Annotated in this window: 17 protein-coding genes and 1 rRNA gene; 13 read left to right on the top strand and 5 right to left on the bottom strand. The window is 72.6% G+C overall.

Annotated elements, in window-relative coordinates:
- Both rrf and ABZ078_RS12065 read left to right on the top strand, forming a co-directional pair.
- A 5S ribosomal RNA gene (gene rrf, locus ABZ078_RS12070) occupies nucleotides 1-92 on the top strand; the annotation flags it as partial.
- Nucleotides 93-1271: 1179 nt separating this feature from the next.
- A complete protein-coding gene (locus ABZ078_RS12065) occupies nucleotides 1272-2042 on the top strand; it encodes a hypothetical protein (protein WP_356574254.1) in 771 nt (256 codons plus the stop codon).
- Nucleotides 2043-2097: 55 nt separating this feature from the next.
- Here ABZ078_RS12065 and ABZ078_RS12060 read toward each other — a convergent pair whose 3' ends face one another.
- The gene (locus tag ABZ078_RS12060) at nucleotides 2098-3390 is read right to left on the bottom strand and encodes a DUF1015 domain-containing protein (RefSeq protein ID WP_356574243.1); all 1293 of its coding nucleotides are present in this window, start codon (nucleotides 3388-3390) and stop codon (nucleotides 2098-2100) included.
- Between the two features lie 71 nt (nucleotides 3391-3461).
- Here ABZ078_RS12060 and ABZ078_RS12055 point away from each other — a divergent pair, with 71 nt between their 5' ends.
- The 4 genes from ABZ078_RS12055 (at nucleotide 3462) to ABZ078_RS12040 (ending at nucleotide 7646) form a co-directional block, all read left to right on the top strand.
- Nucleotides 3462-4490 (top strand): HAD hydrolase-like protein, encoded by a 1029-nt coding sequence (locus ABZ078_RS12055; RefSeq protein WP_356574241.1) that lies wholly within the window; start codon nucleotides 3462-3464, stop codon nucleotides 4488-4490.
- A gap of 77 nt (nucleotides 4491-4567) precedes the next feature.
- On the top strand, nucleotides 4568-5611 hold the full coding sequence (locus tag ABZ078_RS12050) for an iron chelate uptake ABC transporter family permease subunit (RefSeq protein ID WP_356574239.1): 1044 nt from the start codon (nucleotides 4568-4570) through the stop codon (nucleotides 5609-5611).
- A gap of 92 nt (nucleotides 5612-5703) precedes the next feature.
- Complete coding sequence (locus ABZ078_RS12045) at nucleotides 5704-6750, top strand: iron chelate uptake ABC transporter family permease subunit (RefSeq protein ID WP_356574252.1); 1047 nt, start codon at nucleotides 5704-5706, stop codon at nucleotides 6748-6750.
- Entirely contained in the window at nucleotides 6747-7646 is a 900-nt protein-coding gene (locus ABZ078_RS12040) for an ABC transporter ATP-binding protein (protein ID WP_356574237.1), read from the top strand. The genes ABZ078_RS12045 and ABZ078_RS12040 overlap by 4 nt, the downstream gene beginning before the upstream one ends.
- Here ABZ078_RS12040 and ABZ078_RS12035 read toward each other — a convergent pair.
- A complete protein-coding gene (locus tag ABZ078_RS12035; RefSeq protein ID WP_356574235.1) occupies nucleotides 7630-7977 on the bottom strand; it encodes an SCP2 sterol-binding domain-containing protein in 348 nt (115 codons plus the stop codon). The two genes, ABZ078_RS12040 and ABZ078_RS12035, sit on opposite strands and share 17 nt — an antisense overlap.
- 42 nt (nucleotides 7978-8019) lie before the next feature.
- Between ABZ078_RS12035 and ABZ078_RS12030 the strand changes: the two genes are divergently transcribed.
- From ABZ078_RS12030 to ABZ078_RS12005, 6 genes are all read left to right on the top strand, one after another.
- Nucleotides 8020-8412, top strand: coding sequence for a hypothetical protein (locus ABZ078_RS12030; RefSeq protein WP_356574233.1), 393 nt, complete (start codon nucleotides 8020-8022; stop codon nucleotides 8410-8412).
- 7 nt (nucleotides 8413-8419) lie between these two features.
- Nucleotides 8420-9235 carry a TlyA family RNA methyltransferase gene (locus ABZ078_RS12025; RefSeq protein WP_356574232.1) on the top strand — a complete coding sequence of 272 codons (816 nt, stop codon included), beginning with the start codon at nucleotides 8420-8422 and terminating at the stop codon, nucleotides 9233-9235.
- Complete coding sequence (locus tag ABZ078_RS12020; RefSeq protein WP_356574230.1) at nucleotides 9232-10137, top strand: NAD kinase; 906 nt, start codon at nucleotides 9232-9234, stop codon at nucleotides 10135-10137. The genes ABZ078_RS12025 and ABZ078_RS12020 overlap by 4 nt, the downstream gene beginning before the upstream one ends.
- Nucleotides 10138-10267: 130 nt before the next feature.
- A complete protein-coding gene (gene recN, locus ABZ078_RS12015) occupies nucleotides 10268-11986 on the top strand; it encodes a DNA repair protein RecN (RefSeq protein ID WP_356574250.1) in 1719 nt (572 codons plus the stop codon).
- A 412-nt stretch (nucleotides 11987-12398) separates the two neighbouring features.
- Complete coding sequence (locus ABZ078_RS12010) at nucleotides 12399-13154, top strand: hypothetical protein (RefSeq protein WP_356574228.1); 756 nt, start codon at nucleotides 12399-12401, stop codon at nucleotides 13152-13154.
- 312 nt (nucleotides 13155-13466) lie between these two features.
- Nucleotides 13467-14603, top strand: a complete 1137-nt coding sequence (locus ABZ078_RS12005) for a glycosyltransferase family 4 protein (protein WP_356574226.1) — start codon at nucleotides 13467-13469, stop codon at nucleotides 14601-14603.
- 25 nt (nucleotides 14604-14628) lie between these two features.
- Here ABZ078_RS12005 and ABZ078_RS12000 read toward each other — a convergent pair whose 3' ends face one another.
- Nucleotides 14629-16290, bottom strand: a complete 1662-nt coding sequence (locus tag ABZ078_RS12000) for a PucR family transcriptional regulator ligand-binding domain-containing protein (protein WP_356574225.1) — start codon at nucleotides 16288-16290, stop codon at nucleotides 14629-14631.
- Nucleotides 16291-16423: 133 nt separating this feature from the next.
- Here ABZ078_RS12000 and ABZ078_RS11995 point away from each other — a divergent pair, with 133 nt between their 5' ends.
- Nucleotides 16424-17386: an LLM class F420-dependent oxidoreductase gene (locus tag ABZ078_RS11995; RefSeq protein ID WP_356574223.1), complete on the top strand. Its 963-nt coding sequence runs from the start codon at nucleotides 16424-16426 to the stop codon at nucleotides 17384-17386.
- A 6-nt stretch (nucleotides 17387-17392) separates the two neighbouring features.
- On the opposite strand, the gene ABZ078_RS11990 is transcribed toward ABZ078_RS11995, so the two are convergent.
- Both ABZ078_RS11990 and ABZ078_RS11985 read right to left on the bottom strand, forming a co-directional pair.
- Nucleotides 17393-18775 carry an FAD-binding oxidoreductase gene (locus tag ABZ078_RS11990; protein ID WP_356574221.1) on the bottom strand — a complete coding sequence of 461 codons (1383 nt, stop codon included), beginning with the start codon at nucleotides 18773-18775 and terminating at the stop codon, nucleotides 17393-17395.
- Nucleotides 18776-18882: 107 nt separating this feature from the next.
- On the bottom strand, nucleotides 18883-20685 hold the full coding sequence (locus tag ABZ078_RS11985; protein ID WP_356574248.1) for a glycoside hydrolase family 15 protein: 1803 nt from the start codon (nucleotides 20683-20685) through the stop codon (nucleotides 18883-18885).
- Nucleotides 20686-21135: the final 450 nt, after the last annotated feature.

Below are 21135 nucleotides of genomic sequence, written 5' to 3'. Positions count from 1 at the left end.
CGCCCGGTTACATTCCGAACCCGGAAGCTAAGCCTTACAGCGCCGATGGTACTGCAGGGGGGACCCTGTGGGAGAGTAGGACACCGCCGAACAATCTTTGGGAAGGACCCCTGGTCACCAGCGTTCAGCTGGGACCAGGGGTCCTTTCGTTTTTACAATGCTTGCGGTACCGAAGACAGGAGCCACCGATGTCCACCAACTCTCCCGACGACCGACCGGAGCGCGACCAGCGACGACGGGACAGTGGTGAGCGCGGCGACCGGGGTGACCGCGGCGGTTACCGCGGGGACCGTGGTGGCTTCCGGCGCGACAACGACCGTGGCGGTTACGGGCGTCGTGACGATCGCCGGGGTGACGACCGGGGCGGCGACCGCGGTGGGTTCCGCCGCGATGACCGTCGGGATGATCGCCGTGACGATCGTCGTGGCGATGATCGTGGTGGCTTCCGGCGTGATGACAACCGTGGCGGTGGCTACGGCCGGCGCGATGATCGGCGTGAAGGCGATCGTGAGCGTGGGCCCCGTCCGTCGTTCCACCGGGATGACCGTTCCGGTGGGCCGCGTCGTGACGACCGCGACCGTGGCTTCCGCCGCGAGGGGGATCGCCCCCCGTTCCGCCGTGACGACCGCCGTGACGACCGTCGTGGTGATGACCGCGGTGGGTTCCGCCGTGACGACCGTCGGGATGACCGCCGTGACGACCGTCGTGGCGATGACCGTGGTGGCTTCCGGCGTGATGACAACCGTGGCGGTGGCTACGGCCGACGCGACGACCGGGGCGGCGACCGCCGTACTGACGAGCGTCGTGATGGTGATCGCGGTGGGTTCCGCCGCGACGACCGGGATCGCGGGTTCCGTGGCGACGACCGCGACCGTGGCTTCCGCCGTGACGATCGTCGTGGTGATGACCGGGGTGGCGATCGCGGTGGGTTCCGCCGTGACGACCGTCGGGATGACCGTCGCGGTGATGACCGCGGTGGGTTCCGCCGCGATGACCGTCGTGGTGATGACCGCGGTGGGTTCCGCCGTGACGACCGTCGGGATGATCGCCGTGACGATCGTCGTGGCGATGACCGTGGTGGCTTCCGGCGTGACGACAGTCGTGGTGGTGCCTACGGTCGGCGCGATGACCGGGGCGGTCGTGGGCCCCGGCGCGATGACCGCGGTGGGCGTCCCGGAGGGTTCCGTGGGCGTGACGACCGGCGTGACGACCGGCGCGGCGGTGGCAGGTTCCGTGACGAGCGGGACCGGGACCGCGAGCCGATCAAGCGGCTGCCGATCCCGGAGGACGTCACGGGTGACGAGATCGACAAGGACGTACGGCAGGAGCTGCAGAGCCTGCCGAAGACGCTCGCGGAAGACGTCGCCAAGAACCTGGTGATGGTCGCGCGGCTCATCGACGAGGACCCCGAGGGTGCCTACGGCTACTCCAAGGTGGCCCTGCGGCTGGCGTCGCGCGTCGCGGCCGTACGAGAGGCGGCCGGGTTCGCGGCGTACGCGAACCAGAAGTACGCGGAGGCGCTCGCCGAGTTCCGGGCCGCTCGGCGGATGACCGGCAACACCGAGCTGTGGCCCGTCATGGCCGACTGCGAGCGTGGGCTCGGGCGGCCGGAGAAGGCGCTGGACATGGCCGGGGCGCCCGAAGTGCACAAGCTGGACAAGGCCGGGCAGGTCGAGATGCGGCTCGTCGCGGCCGGCGCCCGGCGTGACATGGGGCAGTTGGACGCGGCCATCGTGACGCTGCAGAGCCCCGAGCTGGCCTCCAACGCCGTACAGCCGTGGACCGCGCGGCTGCGGTACGCGTATGCCGACGCGCTGCTTGCCGCCGGGCGTGAGGGCGAGGCGCGTGAGTGGTTCGCCAAGGCCGTCGAAGCCGACAAGGACGGCAGCACGGACGCCTCCGACCGGCTCGCCGAGCTGGACGGTGTGGAGTTCGTCGACGCTCTCGACGAGCACGGGGGCGAGGCCGACGCCGAGGCCAGGGGCAGCGGTGACCGTGGCGAGCAGGCTCAGGCCGGTCTCGACGAGGGTGCCGAGGACTGAGCGACGCTTCAGGTGAGGGGCGGGATCCCGGGCAGGGGTCCCGCCCCTTCGGCGTTCACAGGTCCAGTGCGCGCAGCACCAGGCCCGAGGCCGGCTTCGGGCCGAACGACGTCGACTTGCGGGGCATCGTGACGCCCTGGCGGGCGAGGTCACGTACGACGTCCTCGCGGACCGGGTGCATCAGGACGGCCGTGCCTCCGTCGCGTTCGGCCTTGGTGACGGTGGCCGCGGTGTCGTGGATGTACGCGACGCGTGCCGGGTCGTCCTCGGGGATGTGCCAGATGTGGGCGAGGAGTGCGGCGTGCAGGACCGTCGCGTCCAGGGTGCGCCAGGCGCTGGGGCGGTCGGCGGGGACCGTACGGGCGAGGAGGGCGGGGTCCGGGCGGTCGACCAGGTGGAAGGCGCCGTCGCCGGCGAGGAGGTAGGCGTTGCCCGCGCGGGCCGCGTCGGCCAGCGCTTCCAGGGCCTTGGCCAGGGGGAGTTCGAGGCGGCGTACGCGGAACAGGCCGTCGAGGGCGGCCAGGGCGTCCTGCACCGGCAGGCCGTGCAGGAGGCGGTGGATCGCGCGGACGCGGAGGGGGTAGCGGGCCGTGTCGACCAGGAGGACCAGGCCGTGGTCCCAAGGGCTGGGCGAGGGGTGCTCCGCGCGTAGACGGCGGTATGTGGCCCAGCGGTGGTGGCCGTCGGCGATCAGGGCCTGGCGGCGGGTCAGGTCCGACTGGACGAGGGCCAGGTCGGTGGGGTCGGTGATCGACCACAGGCGGTGGCTGAAGCCGTCCTCGGTGGTCGTCGACAGCAGCGGCGGGCCCTCGGCGGTGCGCTCGATGACGGCGGTCGTGTCGGTCGTCGTGGCGTCGCCGCGGTAGGTCAGGAGCAGTGGTTCGAGGTTCGCGGACGTGGCGCGCATCAGGGCGGCTCGGTCGGCGACCACGTGGGGCATGACGTCCTCGTGCGGCAGGACCAGGCCCTCCGACGGTTCCGTGACGCGCAGGGCGCCGATGACGCCACGTTGCAGCATGCCGTCGCCGTCGTGCTGTTCGTAGACGTAGAGGCAGGGCTCGGGGTCGGCCGTCAGGACGCCTTCGGACAGCCAGCGGCGCAGGGTGGTCGCCGCCTGTTCGTTGCGGGTGCTGGGGGTGTCCGCCTGGGGCAGGATCAGGCGGACGATGTTGTGCGGGTCCGCGTCCTGGAGGTGGTGCAGGCCGTCGGGGCGGACGACGACGTCGTACGGGGGGGATGTGACGGCGGCCAGGCTGCCGACCCGGTCGGGGTCGTAGCGAAGCCCTCGGAACGGGGTGAGTTCGAGGCCTCGGCGCGCCGTTGCTTCCGGGTGACCTGCTGTGTTCATCCCGGCATCGTACGGGTGTCAGTGGCATGGGGGATGATCGGGGAAAGCCGTCGAACGAGGAGCGATGCGGAATGAGCCAGAGCGTCAGGACGAGGCCCGAGGGCAGTGGCCGGGCCCTCAACGAGGCGTACGACACGGCGCTGCTCGACCTCGACGGTGTGGTGTACGCGGGCGGCAGCGCGATCGCGCATGCCGTCGAGTCGCTCGCCTCCGCCCGTGCGGGCGGGATGCATCTCGCGTACGTCACGAACAACGCCCTGCGGACTCCGGACGTCGTGGCCACGCATCTGACGGAGCTGGGGATACCCACGGGGGCGGACGACGTCATCACCTCGGCCCAGGCGGTGGCGCGGCTGATCAGTGAGCAGGTGCCGACCGGGGCGCGGGTGCTGGTGATCGGCGGGGAAGGGCTGCGGGTGGCGCTGCGGGAGCGCGGGCTGGAGCCGGTGGAGTCGGCGGACGACGATCCGGTGGCGGTCGTGCAGGGGTACGGCGGGCCCGAGTTGCCGTGGGGGAGGTTCGCGGAGGCTTCCTACGCCGTCGCCCGTGGGGTGCCCTGGTTCGCGTCCAACACCGACCTGACGATTCCCAGCGGGCGCGGGATCGCGCCGGGCAACGGTGCGGCGGTGGAGGTCGTACGGATAGCGACCGGGGCCGAGCCGCAGGTGGCGGGCAAGCCGTTGCCTCCCATGCACCGGGAGACGATCCTGCGGACCGGTGCGCGGCGGCCGCTGGTGGTCGGGGACCGGCTGGACACGGACATCGAGGGGGCGATCAACGGGGGTGTCGACTCGCTGCTGGTGCTGACCGGCGTGACCGACGGGGCTCAACTGCTCGCCGCGCCGCCGCGGCACCGGCCGACGTATGTCGACGCCGATCTGCGCGGGTTGCTCACCGGGCAGCCGGAGGTCGTCGCGGACGGGGAGGGGTTCCGGTGCGGTGGCTGGACGGCGAGGGCCGGTGCCGAGCGGCTTGAACTGGACGGCGAGGGCGGGACCTTGGACGGCCTGCGGGTGTTGTGCGCGGCGGCCTGGACGGCGGCCGGTGAGGGGGTGTGCGAGCTGGAGACCGGGAAGGCGCTGGCGCGGCTGGGGCTGTGAGGCGTCGTACGAACCCCGAGGCGGGCGGGCAGCCAGCAGGATCGTGACCGCATGGGAGGGTAGGCTAACCTAACTACGTGTTGGTCGACAGTCCTCCCGAACAGCGCGCGGACTCCGTGTCCGCGCCCCCAACCCGACAGGCGATACGTGCCGTTGGGCTGCTCGTCTCCGTCCTGATCCTGGTGGCCGTCGCGTTGGCGAGCATCGCGATCGGCGCGAAACAGCTGTCCATGGGGGAGGTCTGGCACGGTCTGTTCCAGGCTTCGGGGACCTACGGCGACGTCGTGGTCGACGACCGTATCTCGCGCACCGTGCTCGGGCTGCTCGCCGGTGCCGCGCTCGGTCTCGCCGGGGCCGTGCTGCAGGCCCTCACCCGCAATCCGCTCGCCGACCCCGGTCTGCTCGGCATCAACGCGGGCGCGTCCGCCGCGGTCGTCACCGCCATCACGTTCCTCGGCGTCACCAGTCTGAGCGGCTATGTCTGGTTCGCCTTCCTCGGCGCGGCCGTGGTCGGGGCCATGGTGTGGTTCCTGGGCGGCAGCCGGGGCGCGACGCCCGTACGGCTCGCGCTCGCCGGTACGGCCATCAGTGCCGCGCTCTACGGCTATCTCCAAGCCGTGATGATCATGGACGACGCGGCGCTCAACAAGATGCGCTTCTGGACGGTCGGTTCACTGACCTCGGCGACCGGCTCCACCATCAAGCAGGTGCTGCCGTTCCTCGTCGTCGGCATGCTGCTCGCGCTCGCCCTCGCCCGGCCGCTGAACGCCATGGAGATGGGCGACGACACCGCCCGGGCCCTCGGCGCCAACCTGAACCGCACCCGGGTGCTGTCGATGCTCGCGGCGACCGTGCTGTGCGGGGCCGCTACCGCCGCCTGCGGGCCGATCGTGTTCGTCGGTCTGATGGTGCCGCACGTGGTGCGGTCCTTCACCGGTCCCGACCTGCGCTGGATCCTGCCGTACGCGGCCGTCCTGTCGCCGGTGCTGCTGCTCGGCGCCGATGTCCTCGGCCGGATCGTGGCCCGGCCATCCGAGCTCCAGGTCGGCATCGTCACCGCGATCCTCGGCGGGCCGGTCTTCATCTTTCTCGTACGACGGCGGAGGACGGCCCAGCTGTGAGGACCGCACGAAAGAGCGATGCGAGGACCGACGTGAGCAGCGAAGTGAAGGGCGAGGCCAGGACCGCGGTGAAGGGCGAGGCCAGGCCCGCGGTGAAGACCGGCCGTGCCAACCGTGCCGTGCGGACGCCGGGAGGGCTGTCGATCCGGCTGGACGTCCGGGCGCTGACCGTCGTGGTGCTCCTGCTCGTCGCCGCACTCACCGCGAGCGTCGTGCTGATCGGCACCGGCGACTTCCCGATCGCGGCGGGCGACGTACTCAGGACGCTGGTCGGCGACGGCAACGCGGGGCAGGAGTTCATCGTCAACGAACTGCGGCTGCCGCGCGTCCTGGTGGGGCTGCTGGTCGGTGCCTCACTCGGGCTCGGCGGCGCGCTGTTCCAGGCGCTGTCCCGCAATCCGCTGGGCAGCCCGGACATCCTCGGCCTCGGGCAGGGAGCCACGGCCGGGGCGCTCGTGGTGATCGTGCTGTTCTCCGGGAACGCCGGCCAGGTCACCGTCGGCGCGCTCGTGGGAGGACTCGGGACCGGGCTCGCCATCTATCTGCTCGCCTGGAAGCGGGGCGTGCACGGTTATCGACTGGTCCTGGTCGGTATCGGCATGTCCGCGATCATGACGGCGGTCAACGGTTATCTGCTGACCAAGGCCGATCTGGTCGACGCGGCCCGCGCGGTCGTGTGGATGACCGGTTCCCTCAGCGGCCGGGACTGGGACCAGGTCTGGCCGCTGCTCGCGATGTGCGCCGTCCTCGCACCGCTCGTCCTCGCCAACGCGCGCGGGCTGCGGATGATGGAGATGGGCGACGACGTCTCGTACGCCCTCGGCGTGCGTGTCGAACGCGTACGGCTGCTGTTGATGCTGTCCGCCGTGCTGCTCACCGCGGCCGCCACCGCCGCCGCCGGCCCCGTCAGCTTCGTGGCGCTCACCGCCCCGCAGCTCGCCCGGCGCCTGACCCGCTCGCCGGGTCCCAACCTGCTGCCCTCCCTGTGCATGGGCGCCGCCCTCCTCGTCACCGCCGACTGGATCTCCCAGCGGGTCTTCGGGGCCGACCAGCTGCCCGTGGGCGTGGTCACGGGTGTGCTCGGCGGTGTGTACCTGCTGTGGCTGCTGGTCACCGAGCGCAAGGCGGGCCGGATATGAGCATTCCCGGCAGCATCAGCAGCGGGCCGAAGAACGGGCTGAACAACCGAAGGAGCACTGTGAACCGCCTGTCCGCCGACAATGTCACCCTCGCCTACGACCAGCGGGTCATCGCCGAGCAGTTGTCGGTGGAGATACCCGACAACTCCTTCACGGTGATCGTCGGCCCGAACGCGTGCGGCAAGTCCACGCTGCTGCGGGCGCTGTCACGGATGCTCAAGCCCAGCCAGGGCCGGGTCCTGCTGGACGGGCAGGCCATCCAGTCGATGCCGGCGAAGAAGGTCGCGCGCACGCTGGGGCTGCTGCCGCAGTCGTCGATCGCGCCCGACGGGATCACCGTCGCCGACCTGGTGGGCCGTGGCCGCTACCCGCACCAGGGGATCCTGCGCCAGTGGTCGACCGAGGACGAGCGGGTCGTCCAGGAGTCGATGGAGCAGACCGGGGTCGCCGAGCTCGCGGATCGCTATGTCGACGAACTGTCCGGCGGTCAGCGGCAGCGCGTGTGGATCGCGATGGCGCTCGCCCAGCAGACGCCGCTGCTGCTGCTCGACGAGCCGACGACCTATCTCGACATCCAGCACCAGATCGATGTCCTCGACCTGTGCGCCGAGCTGCACGAGGAGCAGGGGCGGACGCTCGTCGCCGTGCTGCACGACCTCAACCACGCCGCCCGGTACGCCACACACCTGATCGCCCTGCGCGGTGGGGAGATCATCGCCGAGGGCGCCCCGAACGACATCGTCACGGCCGAGCTGGTCGAGGACGTCTTCGGGCTGCGGTGCCAGGTGATCGACGACCCCGAGACGGGGACGCCGCTCGTGGTCCCGGCGGCGCGGCTGGCGCGGGCCGGGGGCAAGGCCGGCGTCGAGAAGGTCGCGGCTACAAAAGCTTCCTGAGGAGCATCAGGTCGCGCAGGCCCGCGTGCAGCTTCACCCGGCCCGAACCCCAGGCCTTGGCGAAGTGCAGCTCGCCGTCGACCAAGGCGACCAGGTCGTCGCCGGCCATGGCGAGTCTGATCTCGGCCTTCTCGCGGGGCGGGCCCTGGAGGGTGTCGTGGACATGGATCCGGCGGTCCGCCATGCGTCCGACGAACGTGACGTCTAGGTCGGTGATGTGGCAGCTCACCGAGCGGTCCAGGGCCGCGGCCGCGCGGACGTCCCCTTCGGCGCGCTGCATGTTCTCCGAGAGCTTTTCGAGTGCGGCGCGGCACTCCTCAATCGTGGCCATCGCGATCGACGGTACCCCAGCGGTTCGGGGTAGCGTCTGGGCATGAGCGACACAGTTCCGCAGGCGGGGATCCCGCCGCAGCCGCGGACCCCGGAGGACGGGGCCGCAGCGGAGGCCGGGCTCGCTGCCGAACCCGAGCCCCCGGTCGAACCCGAGCCCCCGGTCGAACCCGAGCCCCCGGTCGAGCCCGAGCCCGCGGTCGAGCCCGACCACGGCCCCGCCGCCCCCGCTCCGTTGAACCTCCCCCGCACCCCCACCGGCAACGCCGACGTCGACGCCCAGCTGGAGCGGCTGAGCGATGCCGACCACCTGGCCACCGACGGGCACCTGGAGGTGTACGAGGATGTACACCGGGGGCTGCGCGACGCGCTCACCGCGCTCGACGCCCGCCCGGGACCTCCGGCGCCCCCGTCGACGTATGGGACTAGGAGCTGAACCGAACGTGGCAGGAGTCGCACGCCGCCGTCTCGACGCGGAGCTGGTCCGCCGCAAGCTCGCGCGCTCGCGTGAGCACGCCAGCCAGCTGATCGCCGCCGGGCGGGTCACCGTCGGCAAGACCGTCGCGACCAAGCCGGCCACGCAGGTGGAGACCGCGGCGGCGATCGTCGTCGCAGCCGACGACAACGATCCCGAGTACGTGTCGCGGGGCGGGCACAAGCTCGCGGGCGCGCTGGAGGTCTTCGTGCCCCAGGGGCTCGCGGTGGAAGGGCGGCGGGCACTGGACGCCGGTGCCTCCACCGGGGGCTTCACCGACGTCCTGCTGCGGTCGGGGGCCGCGCATGTCGTCGCCGTCGACGTCGGATACGGACAACTCGCCTGGACTCTTCAGAGCGATGAACGCGTCACCGTCAAGGACCGTACGAACGTACGCGAGTTGACGCTCGAAGCGATCGATGGGGAGCCTGTGGATCTTGTCGTGGGGGATCTGTCCTTCATCCCGCTCGGCCTGGTGCTGCCCGCCCTGGTGCGGTGCGTGAAGCCGGACGCCGATCTGGTGATGATGGTCAAGCCACAGTTCGAGGTGGGGAAGGAACGGCTGGGGAGCGGCGGGGTGGTCCGCAGCCCTCAGCTACGGGCCGAGGCCGTGCGCGGCGTGGCCGAGAAGGCGTGGGAACTCGGGCTCGGGGTGAAGGGGGTCACGGCCAGTCCGTTGCCCGGTCCCTCCGGGAATGTCGAGTACTTTCTGTGGCTGCGTACCGGGGCGCCCGCCCTGGACCCGGCCGACGTTGACCGTGCAGTGGCGGAGGGGCCGCGTTGACACAGGACCGAGCTCGTACTGTTTTCCTGCTCGCCCACACCGGGCGGCCCGCGGCCATTCGCAGCGCCGAGCTGGTGGTCAAGGGACTGCTGCGGTCGGGGATCGGCGTGCGCGTGCTGGAGGCGGAGGCGCAGGACCTGCCGCTGCCGGACGAGGTGGAACTCGTCAAGGAGGCGACTGCGCAGTGCCTCGACGGGTGCGAGCTGCTCATCGTGCTGGGCGGTGACGGGACGCTGCTGCGGGGCGCCGAGTTCGCGCGGGCGTCCGGGGTGCCGATGCTGGGGGTCAACCTCGGGCGGGTCGGGTTCCTGGCGGAGGCCGAACGGGACGACCTCGACAAGGTGGTCGACCGGGTGGTGACCAAGGCGTACGAGGTCGAGGAGCGGATGACCGTCGACGTCGTCGTGCATCGCAACGGCGACATCGTGCACACCGACTGGGCGCTGAACGAGGCGGCCGTGCAGAAGGCCGGGGCGGAGAAGCTGCTTGAGGTCGTGCTGGAGATCGACGGGCGGCCGGTGACGGGGTTCGGGTGCGACGGGATCGTCCTGTCGACTCCGACCGGGTCCACGGCCTATGCCTTCTCCGCGGGTGGGCCTGTGGTGTGGCCCGAGGTGGAGGCGTTGCTGATGGTGCCGATCAGCGCGCACGCGTTGTTCGCGAAGCCGTTGGTGACGTCGCCGGATTCGGTGCTCGCGGTGGAGGTTCTGCCGCACATCCCGCCGGGTGTGCTGTGGTGTGACGGGCGGCGGACGGTGGAGTTGCCGCCGGGGGCGCGGGTCGAGGTACGGCGGGGGGCGGTGCCGGTGCGGCTGGCTCGGCTGCATCACGCTTCGTTCACCGACCGGTTGGTGGCGAAGTTCGCGCTGCCGGTCTCCGGGTGGCGAGGGGCGCCGCACTGAGCCGGGCCACTCCCCTGGGTGACATGTGCGGGCCGATGCACATTCGTCACCTGCACCTTCACACGAGAGGGCCGGGGGCCGTCGCACTCCCCGCCCCCGACCTCGTAAGGTCGTGTCCGTGTTGGAGGAGATGCGGATACGGTCGCTCGGAGTCATCGACGACGCGGTGGTCGAGCTGTCGCCCGGATTCACCGCCGTCACGGGTGAGACGGGTGCGGGCAAGACCATGGTGGTCACCAGCCTGGGGTTGCTCCTCGGTGGGCGGGCCGACCCGGCGCTCGTGCGGATCGGGGCGAAGAACGCGGTCGTGGAGGGGCGGATCACCGTCGCCGCGGACGCGTCGGCCGTCGTGCGCGCCGAGGAGGCGGGGGCCGAGCTCGACGACGGGGCGTTGCTGATCAGCCGGACCGTTTCCGCCGAGGGGCGGTCGCGGGCGCATCTCGGCGGGCGCAGCGTGCCGGTGGGACTGCTCGCCGAACTCGCCGACGACCTGGTGGCCGTGCACGGGCAGACCGACCAGCAGGGGCTGCTGAAGCTGTCCCGGCAGCGGCAGGCGCTCGACCGGTACGCGGGGGACTGCGTCGCCGTGCCGCTCGCCAAGTACACCGAGGCGTACCGGCGGCTGCGGGCCGTCTCCACCGAACTCGACGAGATCGTCACACGCGCGCGTGAGCGGGCCCAGGAAGCCGACATGCTGCGCTTCGGGCTCGAGGAGATCGCCGGTGTCGAGCCGCGGGCCGGTGAGGACGTGGAGCTCGCGGAGGAGGCGGAGCGGCTCGGGCACGCGGAGGCGCTGTCGTCGGCCGCCACGGCCGCCCACGCCGCGCTCGCCGGCAACCCGGAGGACCCCGAGGGCATCGACGCGGCCACGCTCGTCGCGGGCGCGCGGCGGGCCCTGGACGCCGTGCGGTCGCACGACCCGGCGCTGGCCGCCCTGGCCGACCGGATCGGCGAGATCGGGATCCTGCTGGGTGACGTCGCCGGGGAGCTGGCGGGGTACGCCGACGACCTGGACGCCGATCCCCTGCGGCTCGCGGCCGTCGAGGAACGGCGGGCCGCGCTGAACGCGCTCACGCGGAAGTACGGCGAGAACGTCGCCGCCGTGCTCGCCTGGGCCGAGGAGAGCAGCGCACGGCTGACCGAGCTGGACAGCGACGACGACCGGATCGAGGAGCTGACCGCCGAGCGGGACGCGCTGCGGGGCGAGCTGGGCGGGCTGGCGCAGGCGCTGACCGACGCGCGGACCGAGGCCGCCGAGCGGTTCGCCGCCGCCGTGACGGCGGAGCTGGCCTCGCTCGCCATGCCGCACGCGCGCGTGTCCTTCGACATCCGGCAGACCGAGGACCCGGAGGGCGTCGAGGTCGGTGGGCGCACGGTCGCCTACGGACCGTCGGGCGCGGACGAGGTGGAGCTGCTGCTCGCTCCGCATCCGGGAGCGCCGCCGCGGCCGATCGCCAAGGGCGCCTCCGGCGGTGAGCTCTCGCGCGTGATGCTCGCCGTCGAGGTCGTGTTCGCTGGCACCGATCCCGTGCCGACGTACCTCTTCGACGAGGTCGACGCCGGCGTGGGTGGCAAGGCGGCCGTGGAGATCGGGCGGCGGCTGGCCCGGCTGGCCAAGAGCGCGCAGGTGGTGGTCGTGACCCACCTGCCGCAGGTCGCCGCCTTCGCCGACCGCCAGTTGCTCGTCGAGAAGACCGACGACGGGTCGGTCACCCGGTCCGGTGTGAAGGTCCTGGAGGGCGAGGAACGGGTCCGGGAGCTGTCCCGGATGCTCGCGGGCCAGGAGGACTCCGAGACGGCTCGGGCGCACGCGGAGGAGTTGCTGGCGACGGCTCGGGCGGACGTGTAGCGAGGCGACCGGCCGAACCACCCCGGAGTGACCGGCCGTGCGCCACAACGGCGGACGGCCGGCTCAGCCGTCCGTCCAGCCGTAGAGCGCCTTCAGCTCGTGTTTCACGGCGGCGAAGAACGGCGGGGACTCCCGCTCGCCTCACCCCGATGCGGACGCCGTGTTCGCGGAGCCGGTCCTTGACCTTCTCCGGTGCGTATCAGCGGGGTGCTGACCTCGGCGAGGTACGTGCCCAGGCAGCCCATGGCGAAGTAACTCCTTCATGTCGTGGTAGATCGCGACTGCCTTGCGGCGCGTGGGTTTCCGAGTCCGCTGACGCGGTCTTTTCGCCATGTGTCCCCCCTGGACGGCCCTGACGGTATGAGGACGCATCGTGGCAGACGGCACTGACAACGACTCATAGAGTGAGCGCATGAGCGATCGAGCGGTGGCCTTCGCCGTGGCCACGGGAGTGACGCACGTGGGGACGGCCGTCCTGCGCAGGATGGCTCCTGGCGGTTGGGACCGCTGGCGGCGGAAGAACTACGCCGGGCGGACCGTGGAGTTGTACGCCGGTGCCGCCTGCGCCCTGGCGACCGCGGTCGGCGCCGGACGGATACGGCCGGCCGCCGGAGTCGCCGTGGCCGTCGCCGGAGCGTGTGGGGCGTACGACGACGTCGCCGGGGCCGGTGACCCTCGGCGGGGGTTCCGGGCGCACCTGTCCGCTCTGCGGGACGGCGAAGTCACCAGCGGTGCGGTCAAGTTGTTCGGGATCTCCGCGGCGGGACTCGTCGCCGGCGCGTTCCTGAAGGAGCGGCCCGTGGACAAGCTGCTCGCGGGCGCGGTGATCGCCGGTGCCGCGCACTTCGTCAACCTCGTGGACGTACGCCCGGGCCGGGCCGCCGCCGCGGTACTCGCGCTCGGGGCGCCGGGGTTGCTCCGCGCGGGGCCCGGCGCCGGGATCGCGGCCACCGCCATGGGCGCTGCGGCGGCCGTACTGCCCGACGACCTCGGGGAGCGGGCGATGATCGGCGACACCGGCGCCCATGCGCTGGGCGCGGCCCTGGGCGCCGCTGTCGTCGCCGGGAGCGGCCGGGCGGGGTTGGTCGCGCACGCCGCCGCCCTCGTGGCCGCCGCGGTGTACGGCGACCGGGTGAGCGAGGCGGCGCGGACGCTGGGCGGGCGGTGAGGCGAGGGGAGGGCCGAGGGGGAGGCCGGACGGCTGGTGGGTTGAGTCCGCCCACGGTGAGCCGGCGTGGCTCCCCCCCTTGCGGTGTTCGAACGGAACCCGGCAGCCTTCACCCACGTGGGTGACTCCCCGTGCCGTATCGCCCGCCTCCGCCCGCCCCTGCCCTCTCACCGTTCCCGGAACGCCCGCGGCTCCTGGCATCCTTGGCGTAAACACGTCGTACGCGTAGGGATCCTCGCGGTACACCCCCTCCGCCCGATCCTTCTGTACGTTCTTCGTGACCGCCCGACCCGAACCAGGAGCCCCGGCCACGTGACCCCCGTGAGCAGCCACTCACCGCACGGCCAGTCCTCGCTGCGCACTGTGCAGGTGCTGGGCGGCGGCAACGCCGGCAGTAGCGCGCATGTGCGATCGCTGGCCTCGGGACTGGTCGCGCGGGGGGTGCGGGTCACGGTGTGCGCCCCTGTCGAGGCCGATCACCTCTACGACTTCACGGGCGCCGGCGCCGAACACGTGAACGTGCCACGCAGCAGCGATCCGGCCTCCGTGGCCGCGCTGCGGGCCGCGTGCGCGGACGCCGACCTGGTGCACGCGCACGGGCTGCACGCCTCCTTCCGCACCGTGCTCGCGCTCAGCGGGCGGCGTACCCCGCTCGTCGTCACCTGGCACGACAGGGCGCACGCCGAGGGCGCCCGCGCCCATCTCGTACGGCTGTTGGAGCGGCGGGTCGTCAAGGCCGCCTCCGTCGTGCTCGGGACCACCTCGGCGCTCGTGGACCGGGCCCGCCGGACCGGTGCCCGGGACGCGCGACTCGCCGCCGTGGCGCTGCCCGGCCGCCGGCGTGTCGTCGAGCAGGACGACCCCGACCGGCTGCGCCCCAAGGTCCGCGCCGAACTCGGCGCCACCGGACGCCCGGTGCTGATCGCCGTCGGCTCGCTGGAGCGGCATCGCGGGTACGACGTGCTGCTGGATGCCTCGCGCGCGTGGCTGCGGCTCGATCCCGTGCCGTTGGTCGTGATCGCGGGGGAAGGGGAACTGCGGGCGCCTTTGCAGCGCCGGATCGAGGACGAGGGGTTGCCCGTGCGGCTCATCGGGCGGCGCGAGGACGTCTCCGAACTGCTCGCCGCCGCCGACATCGCGCTCCTGCCGAGCAGTTGGGAGTCGCGGTCGGTGCTGGCCCAGGAGGCCCTGCACGCGCGCGTGCCGCTCGTCACCACCGACGTCGGCGGCATGCCGGAACTCGTCGGCGACGCGGCCGAACTCGTCCCGTACGCAGACGCGGAGGCGCTCGCCGAGGCCGTCGTACGGCTGCTCGGCGATCCCGAGCGGCAGGAACTGCTCAAGGAGCGGGGCGTGCGGCAGGCGGCCACCTGGCCGACCGAGGACGAGACGGTCGCCCAAGTCCTCAGCGTCTACGATGAGTTGACCCAGCCGCAGCCCATGATCTAGGGCGCCGTGGACCGGCTGCCGCCGGCTACGGCACGTGCCGCCGCGCCCGCAGTGCCAGGCTCAACGCCAGCACCGTCTGCGGGTCGTCGAGATCCGTGCCGAGCAACTCGCCGATACGGGCGAGGCGGTTGTAGAGCGTCTGCCGGTTCAGGTGCAGCTCGCGGGCCGTCTCCGCCTTGCGGCCCGCGTGCGCCAGGTACGTCTCCAGGGTGGGCAGCAGGGGCGGTCTGGAGCGGTCGTCGTGGTCGCGGAGCGGGCCGATCGCGCGGTCCACGAAGGCGGCGAGGTCCGGGTGGTCGCGCAACCGCCACAGCAACAGGTCGATGTCCAGGCGCCGGGCGTCGTACCAGGGCCGGTCCGACAGGCCCTGTGCCGCAGTCGCCGTCTCCGCCGCGTGCCTGAGGCCCGCCGAGGCCGCCGCCCAGCCCCCGGCCACGCCGACGACCACGACCGGCGGCTGCGCCCCGGGCCGCTGGACCCCGGCCCGCTCCACGCCCGCCCGCAGCGCCGCCGCGACCCGGTCCGCGACCGCCGACCGCTCCGACTCCGCGCGCAGGCCCAGCAGCACCAGGACACGGCCCTCCACCGGACGTACGCCCAGCAGCACCGGAACCCCGACCGAGGCCAGCTCCTCGGCGACCGCGCGCGCCAGCACCGCCCAGCCCCCGCCCGGCGACAGCACGTCCCCGAGCCGCATCACCACCGGCAGCAGCGGACTGTCGCCCGGCTTGAAGCCCAACACGCGCGCCTGCGCCGGGGCGTCCTCGGCGGTGACGCGGCCCTCGGCGAGGTCGGTCAGGAAGTCGCCGCGACCGCGTGCCGCCAGCTCCTCCTCCTGCCGTGCCTGCATCAGCACCACGGCCAGGATGCTCGCGGCCCGCTCGGCGGCCATCCGGTGGACGGGCGCGAGAGGACCCCGGACGGGGAGGAGGACGAGCCGCGCCCGCACCGAGCCCGCGCCCGGACCGCCGCCCGGAACATCCACCAGGACCGCCCCGGCCGGCGGCGGCGCGTCCTTGTGCGGCCCCCGCAGCCCCTCCCACACCTGCAACGGGTCAGCGCCCTCGGGCCCCGCCCCGGCGGCGTACAACAACAGGCCGTCCGTCGTCTCCAGGAAGACCGGGTTAGCGCTGAAGTCCGCCAGGATGCCGAGCACTTGGGGCACCCCACCGCCGCCGAGCAGCGCCTGCGTGCACCGGCGGTGCACCTCCTCCGCCCGTTGCAGCAGCGCGTAGTGGCCGTTGACGATCTCGGTGTGGATCTCCTCGGTGACCGTCACGAAAGGCACCTCGCGGTGCAGCTGGACCAACGGCAGACCTGCCGTACGGGCGGTGTCCACCAGCGCCGCGGGCAGGCGTGTGAAGCGCGGGCCGAGCTCGACGACGAGGGCCGCGATGCCGCGCTCGGCCAGCGTGCGCACGAACGCCCGCTGGTCGGCCGGGCGGGTGCCGAGGCCGTAGCCCGTGGTCAGCAGCAGCTCGCCGCCCTTCAGCAGGGAGGCGATGTGCGGCACCTCGCCCGCGTGCACCCAGCGCACGGTCCGCCCCAGCCGGTCGGCGCCCGCGAGGATCTCGGGGAGCCCGCTGCGCAGGCCGGGGAGCTCCAGCGCCCGCCGCACGGTGATCCCGGCGCCGTGGGTGCCCAATCCGCTGTCCATACCGCCCGTGCCGCCCGTACCGCTGTCCATGAGGCGGACGCTACCCGCGAGCATGCTTCCACCACATCTCCGGGCCGTCTGCGGGCCGTCTGCGGACTGCGGATCGCCGGCCGGGAGAACGAGACCGCGGTTACCGCGTGCTCGGCGGGGTAGCGGCGCCGACATGGACTTCAGCGTGGTCGCCGTGGCACGGGAGGACGACCGTCCGGTCGAGGAGCCGCTGCGAGTGGCAGCGGTCGCCGATCGGCTCGGGTACCGCGAGGTGTGGGCGGGGGAGGGGCCGACCTGGGACTCCTTCGTCCTCGCCACGGCGATCGGGCGGGCCACCGAGCGGGTCGCGCTGACGGCCGGTCCGGTGGCGGTGTCGGTGCGCGAGCCGTTCGGTATCGCGCGGGGTGCCGCCTCGGTCGCCGCCGTCACCGGGCGGCCGGTCGGGGTGGCGCTGGGGACGTCCAGCAAGCGGGTCGTCGAGGGCGTGCACGGCGTGCCGCGCGTGCGGCCCGCGGCGACGATGGAGGCCTCGGCGGCGGCCGTACGCGGCCTTCTGCACGGCGAGCCGGGGGAGCCGGTCGTGCCGGGCAGCGCCTTCCCGCGTCGCCTCCAGCCGCCCGGTGGCCCGCTCACGGTGGCCGCGTTCGGCGACCGCGCGATCGCCACGGCCGCCGCGCACGCCGACCGGATGCTGCTCGACCTCGTCTCGCCGGACCAGGTCCGCACGCTGCGGGCGAAGCTCGCGGCCGCCGCCGAGCGCGCGGGCCGTACGTCGCCGCCCACCCTGGCGGCGTGGCTGCCCGCCGCCGTCGATCCGGACCCGGAGTCCCTCGCGCAGGTCCTGCGGAGCATCGCCGGGTATCTGACCGTGCCGGGCTACAGCGACATGTTCGAGGCGGCCGGCTTCGGTCGGGCCGTCGAGCTGGCCCGTGCCGGCGCCGACTCCGGCACGCTGGTGCGCGCGCTGCCCGCTTCGGCGGCGGCCGTGGTCGGCCTGGTGGGCGACGACGACGCCGTACGCGCGCGTGTCGAGGAGTACGCCGAGGCCGGACTCGACGAGATCGCCCTCGTCCCGGCGACGGCGGGCGATCCGGGCGGGGAGCGGACGCTGACGGCATTCGGGCAGGCCGGGTGACGCCGCTCAGGCCGGCCGGATGTTGTGGTTGAACCGGAAGACGTTGTCCGGGTCGTAGCGCCGCTTCAGATCCGCCAGCCGCCGGGTGTTCCCGGCGCCCAGACCGGCCACCACGCGCTCCGCGCCCTCGTCGCCGATGAAGTTCAGATAGACCGCGCCGGTGCTCCACGGCCGCACGTCGGCGCGAACGTCACGGACCCACCGCACGCACCGCTCGTCGTCCGCCGGGTCCTGCCACATGCCGTACGGGTGCACCGCCCAGGGCGCGTCCCGGTAGGGCACCGGGTACTCGTGCGGGCCGGCGGCGATCGCGCCGCCCTGCGGGAGGAGGGCGTGCTGGGTGCCGGTCGGCACGGGCATGGACCGCCCGGCGGCGCAGTAGACGTCGACGAAGTCGTCCGGCGCGCCCGTCAGATACTCCGCCGACCAGTAGTGCCGCATCCCGGGCGGATCGTCGATCATGCACTGCACGTCGGCGTACGGCATCGCGCCGACGATCTCCGCCTCGTGCGACAGCGCCAGCAGCGGCTCGGCGTACTTGCGCATGTCCCGCTCGGCACCGGCGTACGTCAGGAGCACACCGCACACCAGAGCGCCGACCAGGGACGGCGGTACGAAGTCCTCGGGCGGGCCGGTGAAGTGCAGGACGCCGCCGCCCACCTCGTCGGGGCCGGACTCGATCACGTCGCGGAAGGTGCGGACGGCCTCCGGGGCGGACTCCGGCCGGTACAGCAGCATGGCGATGGCGAAGTCGGGCAGCTCGTGCAGCTTCAGCGTGAGCGCGGTGGCGATGCCGAAGTTGCCGCCGCCCCCGTGCAGCGCCCAGAACAGGTCCGGGTTGTCGTCCGCGTTCGCGTGGATCCGGCTGCCGTCGGCGGTGACCAGCTCCACGCCGAGCAGATTGTCCACGGCGAGCCCGCAGCAGCGGTCCAGCCAGCCGGTGCCGCCGCCGAGGACGAAGCCGCCGACGCCGGTGGTCGAGGCCCGGCCGCCGGTCGTGGCCAGGCCGTACGACTGGGTGGCGCGGTCCAGGTCGCTCATCGTGGCGCCGCCCGCGACCCGTACCGCCTCGGCCGCGGGGTCGACCGTGACCGCGCGCATGTGACGCAGGTCGACGACCAGGCCGTTGTCGTTGAGCGCCATGCCCGCGACGCTGTGCCCGCCGCCGCGCACCGCGATGTCGAGGTCCAGCTCCCGGCCGAACCGCACGGCGCGCACGACATCGGCCTCGTCCACGCACTGCGCGATCACCGCGGGCCGCCGGTCGATCATGGTGTTGAAGACGACGCGGGCGTCGTCGTAGCCGACGTCCCACGGAGCGAACACATCACCGGCGAGATCCTCGCGCAGCGCGTCGAGAGCCGCGCCCGCCTTCGATCGGGAAGCCATGGCCGCCCCCTTCCGACAAGCGGCAGGTCAAGGGGCAATCGCCTGCTTCCAGGCTAGGCGGGCGCGTCATCTCCGTCCTGTCGAGCGGTGCGGCGGTCCGGTCCCGCTCAGCCGCCGTACGCCCCGGACGCCGTCAGCCGCAGGGCGGTGTCGATCAGCGGAACGTGGCTGAAGGCCTGCGGGAAGTTGCCGACCTGGCGCTTGAGGCGCGGGTCCCACTCCTCGGCCAGCAGACCGAGGTCGTTGCGCAGCGCCAGCAGCTTCTCGAACAGCTTGCGGGCCTCGTCGACGCGGCCGATCATCGCCAGGTCGTCCGCCATCCAGAACGAGCAGGCGAGGAAGGCTCCCTCGTCGCCCGGGAGGCCGTCGACGCCCTCGTCCTCGCCCTCCGTCGGGTAGCGCAGGATGAAGCCGTCCGAGGTGGACAGCTCCCGCTGGATCGCCTCGATGGTGCCGATGACGCGCTTGTCGTCCGGCGGCAGGAAGCCCATCTGCGGGATCAGCAGCAGGGAGGCGTCCAGCTCCTTGGAGCCGTACGACTGCGTGAAGGTGTTGCGCTCCTTGTCGTAGCCCTTCTCGCACACGTCGCGGTGGATCTCGTCGCGCAGTTCCTTCCAGCGCTCCAGCGGGCCGTCGGCGTCGCCCGACTCGATCAGCTTGATCGTCCGGTCGACGGCGACCCAGGCCATCACCTTGGAGTGCACGAAGTGGCGGCGCGGGCCGCGCACCTCCCAGATGCCCTCGTCCGGCTCCTGCCAGTGGTCCTCCAGGTAGCGGATCAGCTTCAGCTGGAGCAGGGAGGCGTAGTCGTTGCGGGCCAGGCCCGTCATGTGCGCCAGGTGCAGGGCCTCGGTGACCTCGCCGTAGACGTCGAGCTGGAGCTGGTTGGCGGCGCCGTTGCCGACCCGGACCGGGGCGGAGCTCTCGTAGCCGGGCAGCCAGTCCAGCTCGGCCTCGCCCAGCTCGCGCTCGCCGGCGATGCCGTACATGATCTGCAGGTTCTCCGGGTCGCCGGCGACCGCGCGCAGCAGCCACTCGCGCCAGGCGCGGGCCTCCTCGCGGTAGCCGGTGCGCAGCAGCGAGGACAGGGTGATCGCCGCGTCGCGCAGCCAGGTGTAGCGGTAGTCCCAGTTGCGGACGCCGCCGATGTCCTCCGGCAGCGAGGTCGTGGGGGCGGCGACGATGCCGCCGGTGGGGGCGTACGTCAGCGCCTTCAGCGTGATCAGCGAGCGGATCACGGCCTCGCGGTAGGGGCCGTGGTACGTACAGTGCTCGACCCAGTCCCGCCAGAAGTCCTCCGTCGCCTCCAGCGACTGCTCCGGCTCGGGCAGCGGCGGCGGCTCCTTGTGCGAGGGCTGCCACGAGATCGTGAAGGCGAAGCGGTCGCCCGGTGCCACCGTGAAGTCGGAGTACGTCGTCAGCGACTTGCCGTACGTCTCGCGCTCGGTGTCGTACCACACCGAGTCCGGACCCGCGACGGCCACCGTGCGCCCCTCGTGCTTGTGCACCCACGGCACGACCCGGCCGTACGAGAAGCGCATCCGCAGTGCCGAGCGCATCGGCACCCGGCCGGAGACGCCCTCCACGATCCGGATGAGCTGGGGCGCGCCGTCACGCGGAGGCATGAAGTCGATCACTCGGACCGTGCCGCGCGGCGTGTCCCACTCGGACTCCAGGATCAGGGAGTCGCCGCGGTAGCTGCGCCGGGCCGCGGTGGGCGGTGGGGCGTCGGAGGCGTGTGCGGGGCCGAGCCGCCAGAAACCGTGCTCCTCGGTGCCCAGCAGGCCGGCGAAGATGGCGTGCGAGTCGAAGCGGGGAAGGCACAGCCAGTCCACTGTGCCGTCCCGGCAGACCAGTGCGGCGGTCTGCATGTCTCCGATGAGTGCGTAGTCTTCGATGCGCCCGGCCACGTGCAACTCCAGTCGAACGGCCACGTCACCCCCTTCTGGCAAGGGGGCTCTCGCTTAGTGCGGTCAAGGGGTGGTTGTAATGCGTCGTTGAGCGGTGAAGCAAAGCAGTCGTCTCGGCCGTGAGGCAAAACGACAGTCTCTTCTCAACAATCTCTGCTCAACGAACTGACGAGCTCTCGTTGTTCCGGGTGTGACGGGCGGGGGTGGTGCCGTGTTTGCCGGCCGGGCTCGGCAGCGAATGTCCGAGCAGGATACGACGCACGTAGATGATCTGCGTGCCGCTCCGGGCAACCCGGGTCGGCCGAACGGGTGAGCAAGGGGTGAGAAACCGAGGCGTCCGTGGAGGTTCGTGGCGGCTCGTGTGCGGAGCGTGGCCGGAAGCCATGCCCTCCGGTCGCTGATACCCTGGTAGCCCGTGGACCGGTGGGCGAAGAACCCCCGAACCGCAGC

The sequence above is a fragment of the Streptomyces sp. NPDC006385 genome (genome assembly GCF_040612485.1).
In the GTDB taxonomy this organism is placed as follows: domain Bacteria; phylum Actinomycetota; class Actinomycetes; order Streptomycetales; family Streptomycetaceae; genus Streptomyces.
Note: the sequence above shows the minus strand (reverse complement) of the source record. Positions and strands in the feature narration are given on the sequence as shown.

Excerpts from the sequence above, each read along its gene's own strand:
- ABZ078_RS12010 (WP_356574228.1), top strand. The coding sequence starts at position 12,399 with ATGAGCGATCGAGCGGTGGCCTTCGCCGTGGCCACGGGAGTGACGCAC.
- ABZ078_RS12060 (WP_356574243.1), bottom strand. The coding sequence starts at position 3,390 with ATGAACACAGCAGGTCACCCGGAAGCAACGGCGCGCCGAGGCCTCGAA.
- ABZ078_RS12055 (WP_356574241.1), top strand. The coding sequence starts at position 3,462 with ATGAGCCAGAGCGTCAGGACGAGGCCCGAGGGCAGTGGCCGGGCCCTC.
- ABZ078_RS11995 (WP_356574223.1), top strand. The coding sequence starts at position 16,424 with ATGGACTTCAGCGTGGTCGCCGTGGCACGGGAGGACGACCGTCCGGTC.
- ABZ078_RS12040 (WP_356574237.1), top strand. The coding sequence starts at position 6,747 with ATGAGCATTCCCGGCAGCATCAGCAGCGGGCCGAAGAACGGGCTGAAC.
- recN (WP_356574250.1), top strand. The coding sequence starts at position 10,268 with ATGCGGATACGGTCGCTCGGAGTCATCGACGACGCGGTGGTCGAGCTG.
- ABZ078_RS11990 (WP_356574221.1), bottom strand. The coding sequence starts at position 18,775 with ATGGCTTCCCGATCGAAGGCGGGCGCGGCTCTCGACGCGCTGCGCGAG.
- ABZ078_RS12030 (WP_356574233.1), top strand. The coding sequence starts at position 8,020 with ATGAGCGACACAGTTCCGCAGGCGGGGATCCCGCCGCAGCCGCGGACC.
- ABZ078_RS12035 (WP_356574235.1), bottom strand. The coding sequence starts at position 7,977 with ATGGCCACGATTGAGGAGTGCCGCGCCGCACTCGAAAAGCTCTCGGAG.
- ABZ078_RS12000 (WP_356574225.1), bottom strand. The coding sequence starts at position 16,290 with ATGGACAGCGGTACGGGCGGCACGGGCGGTATGGACAGCGGATTGGGC.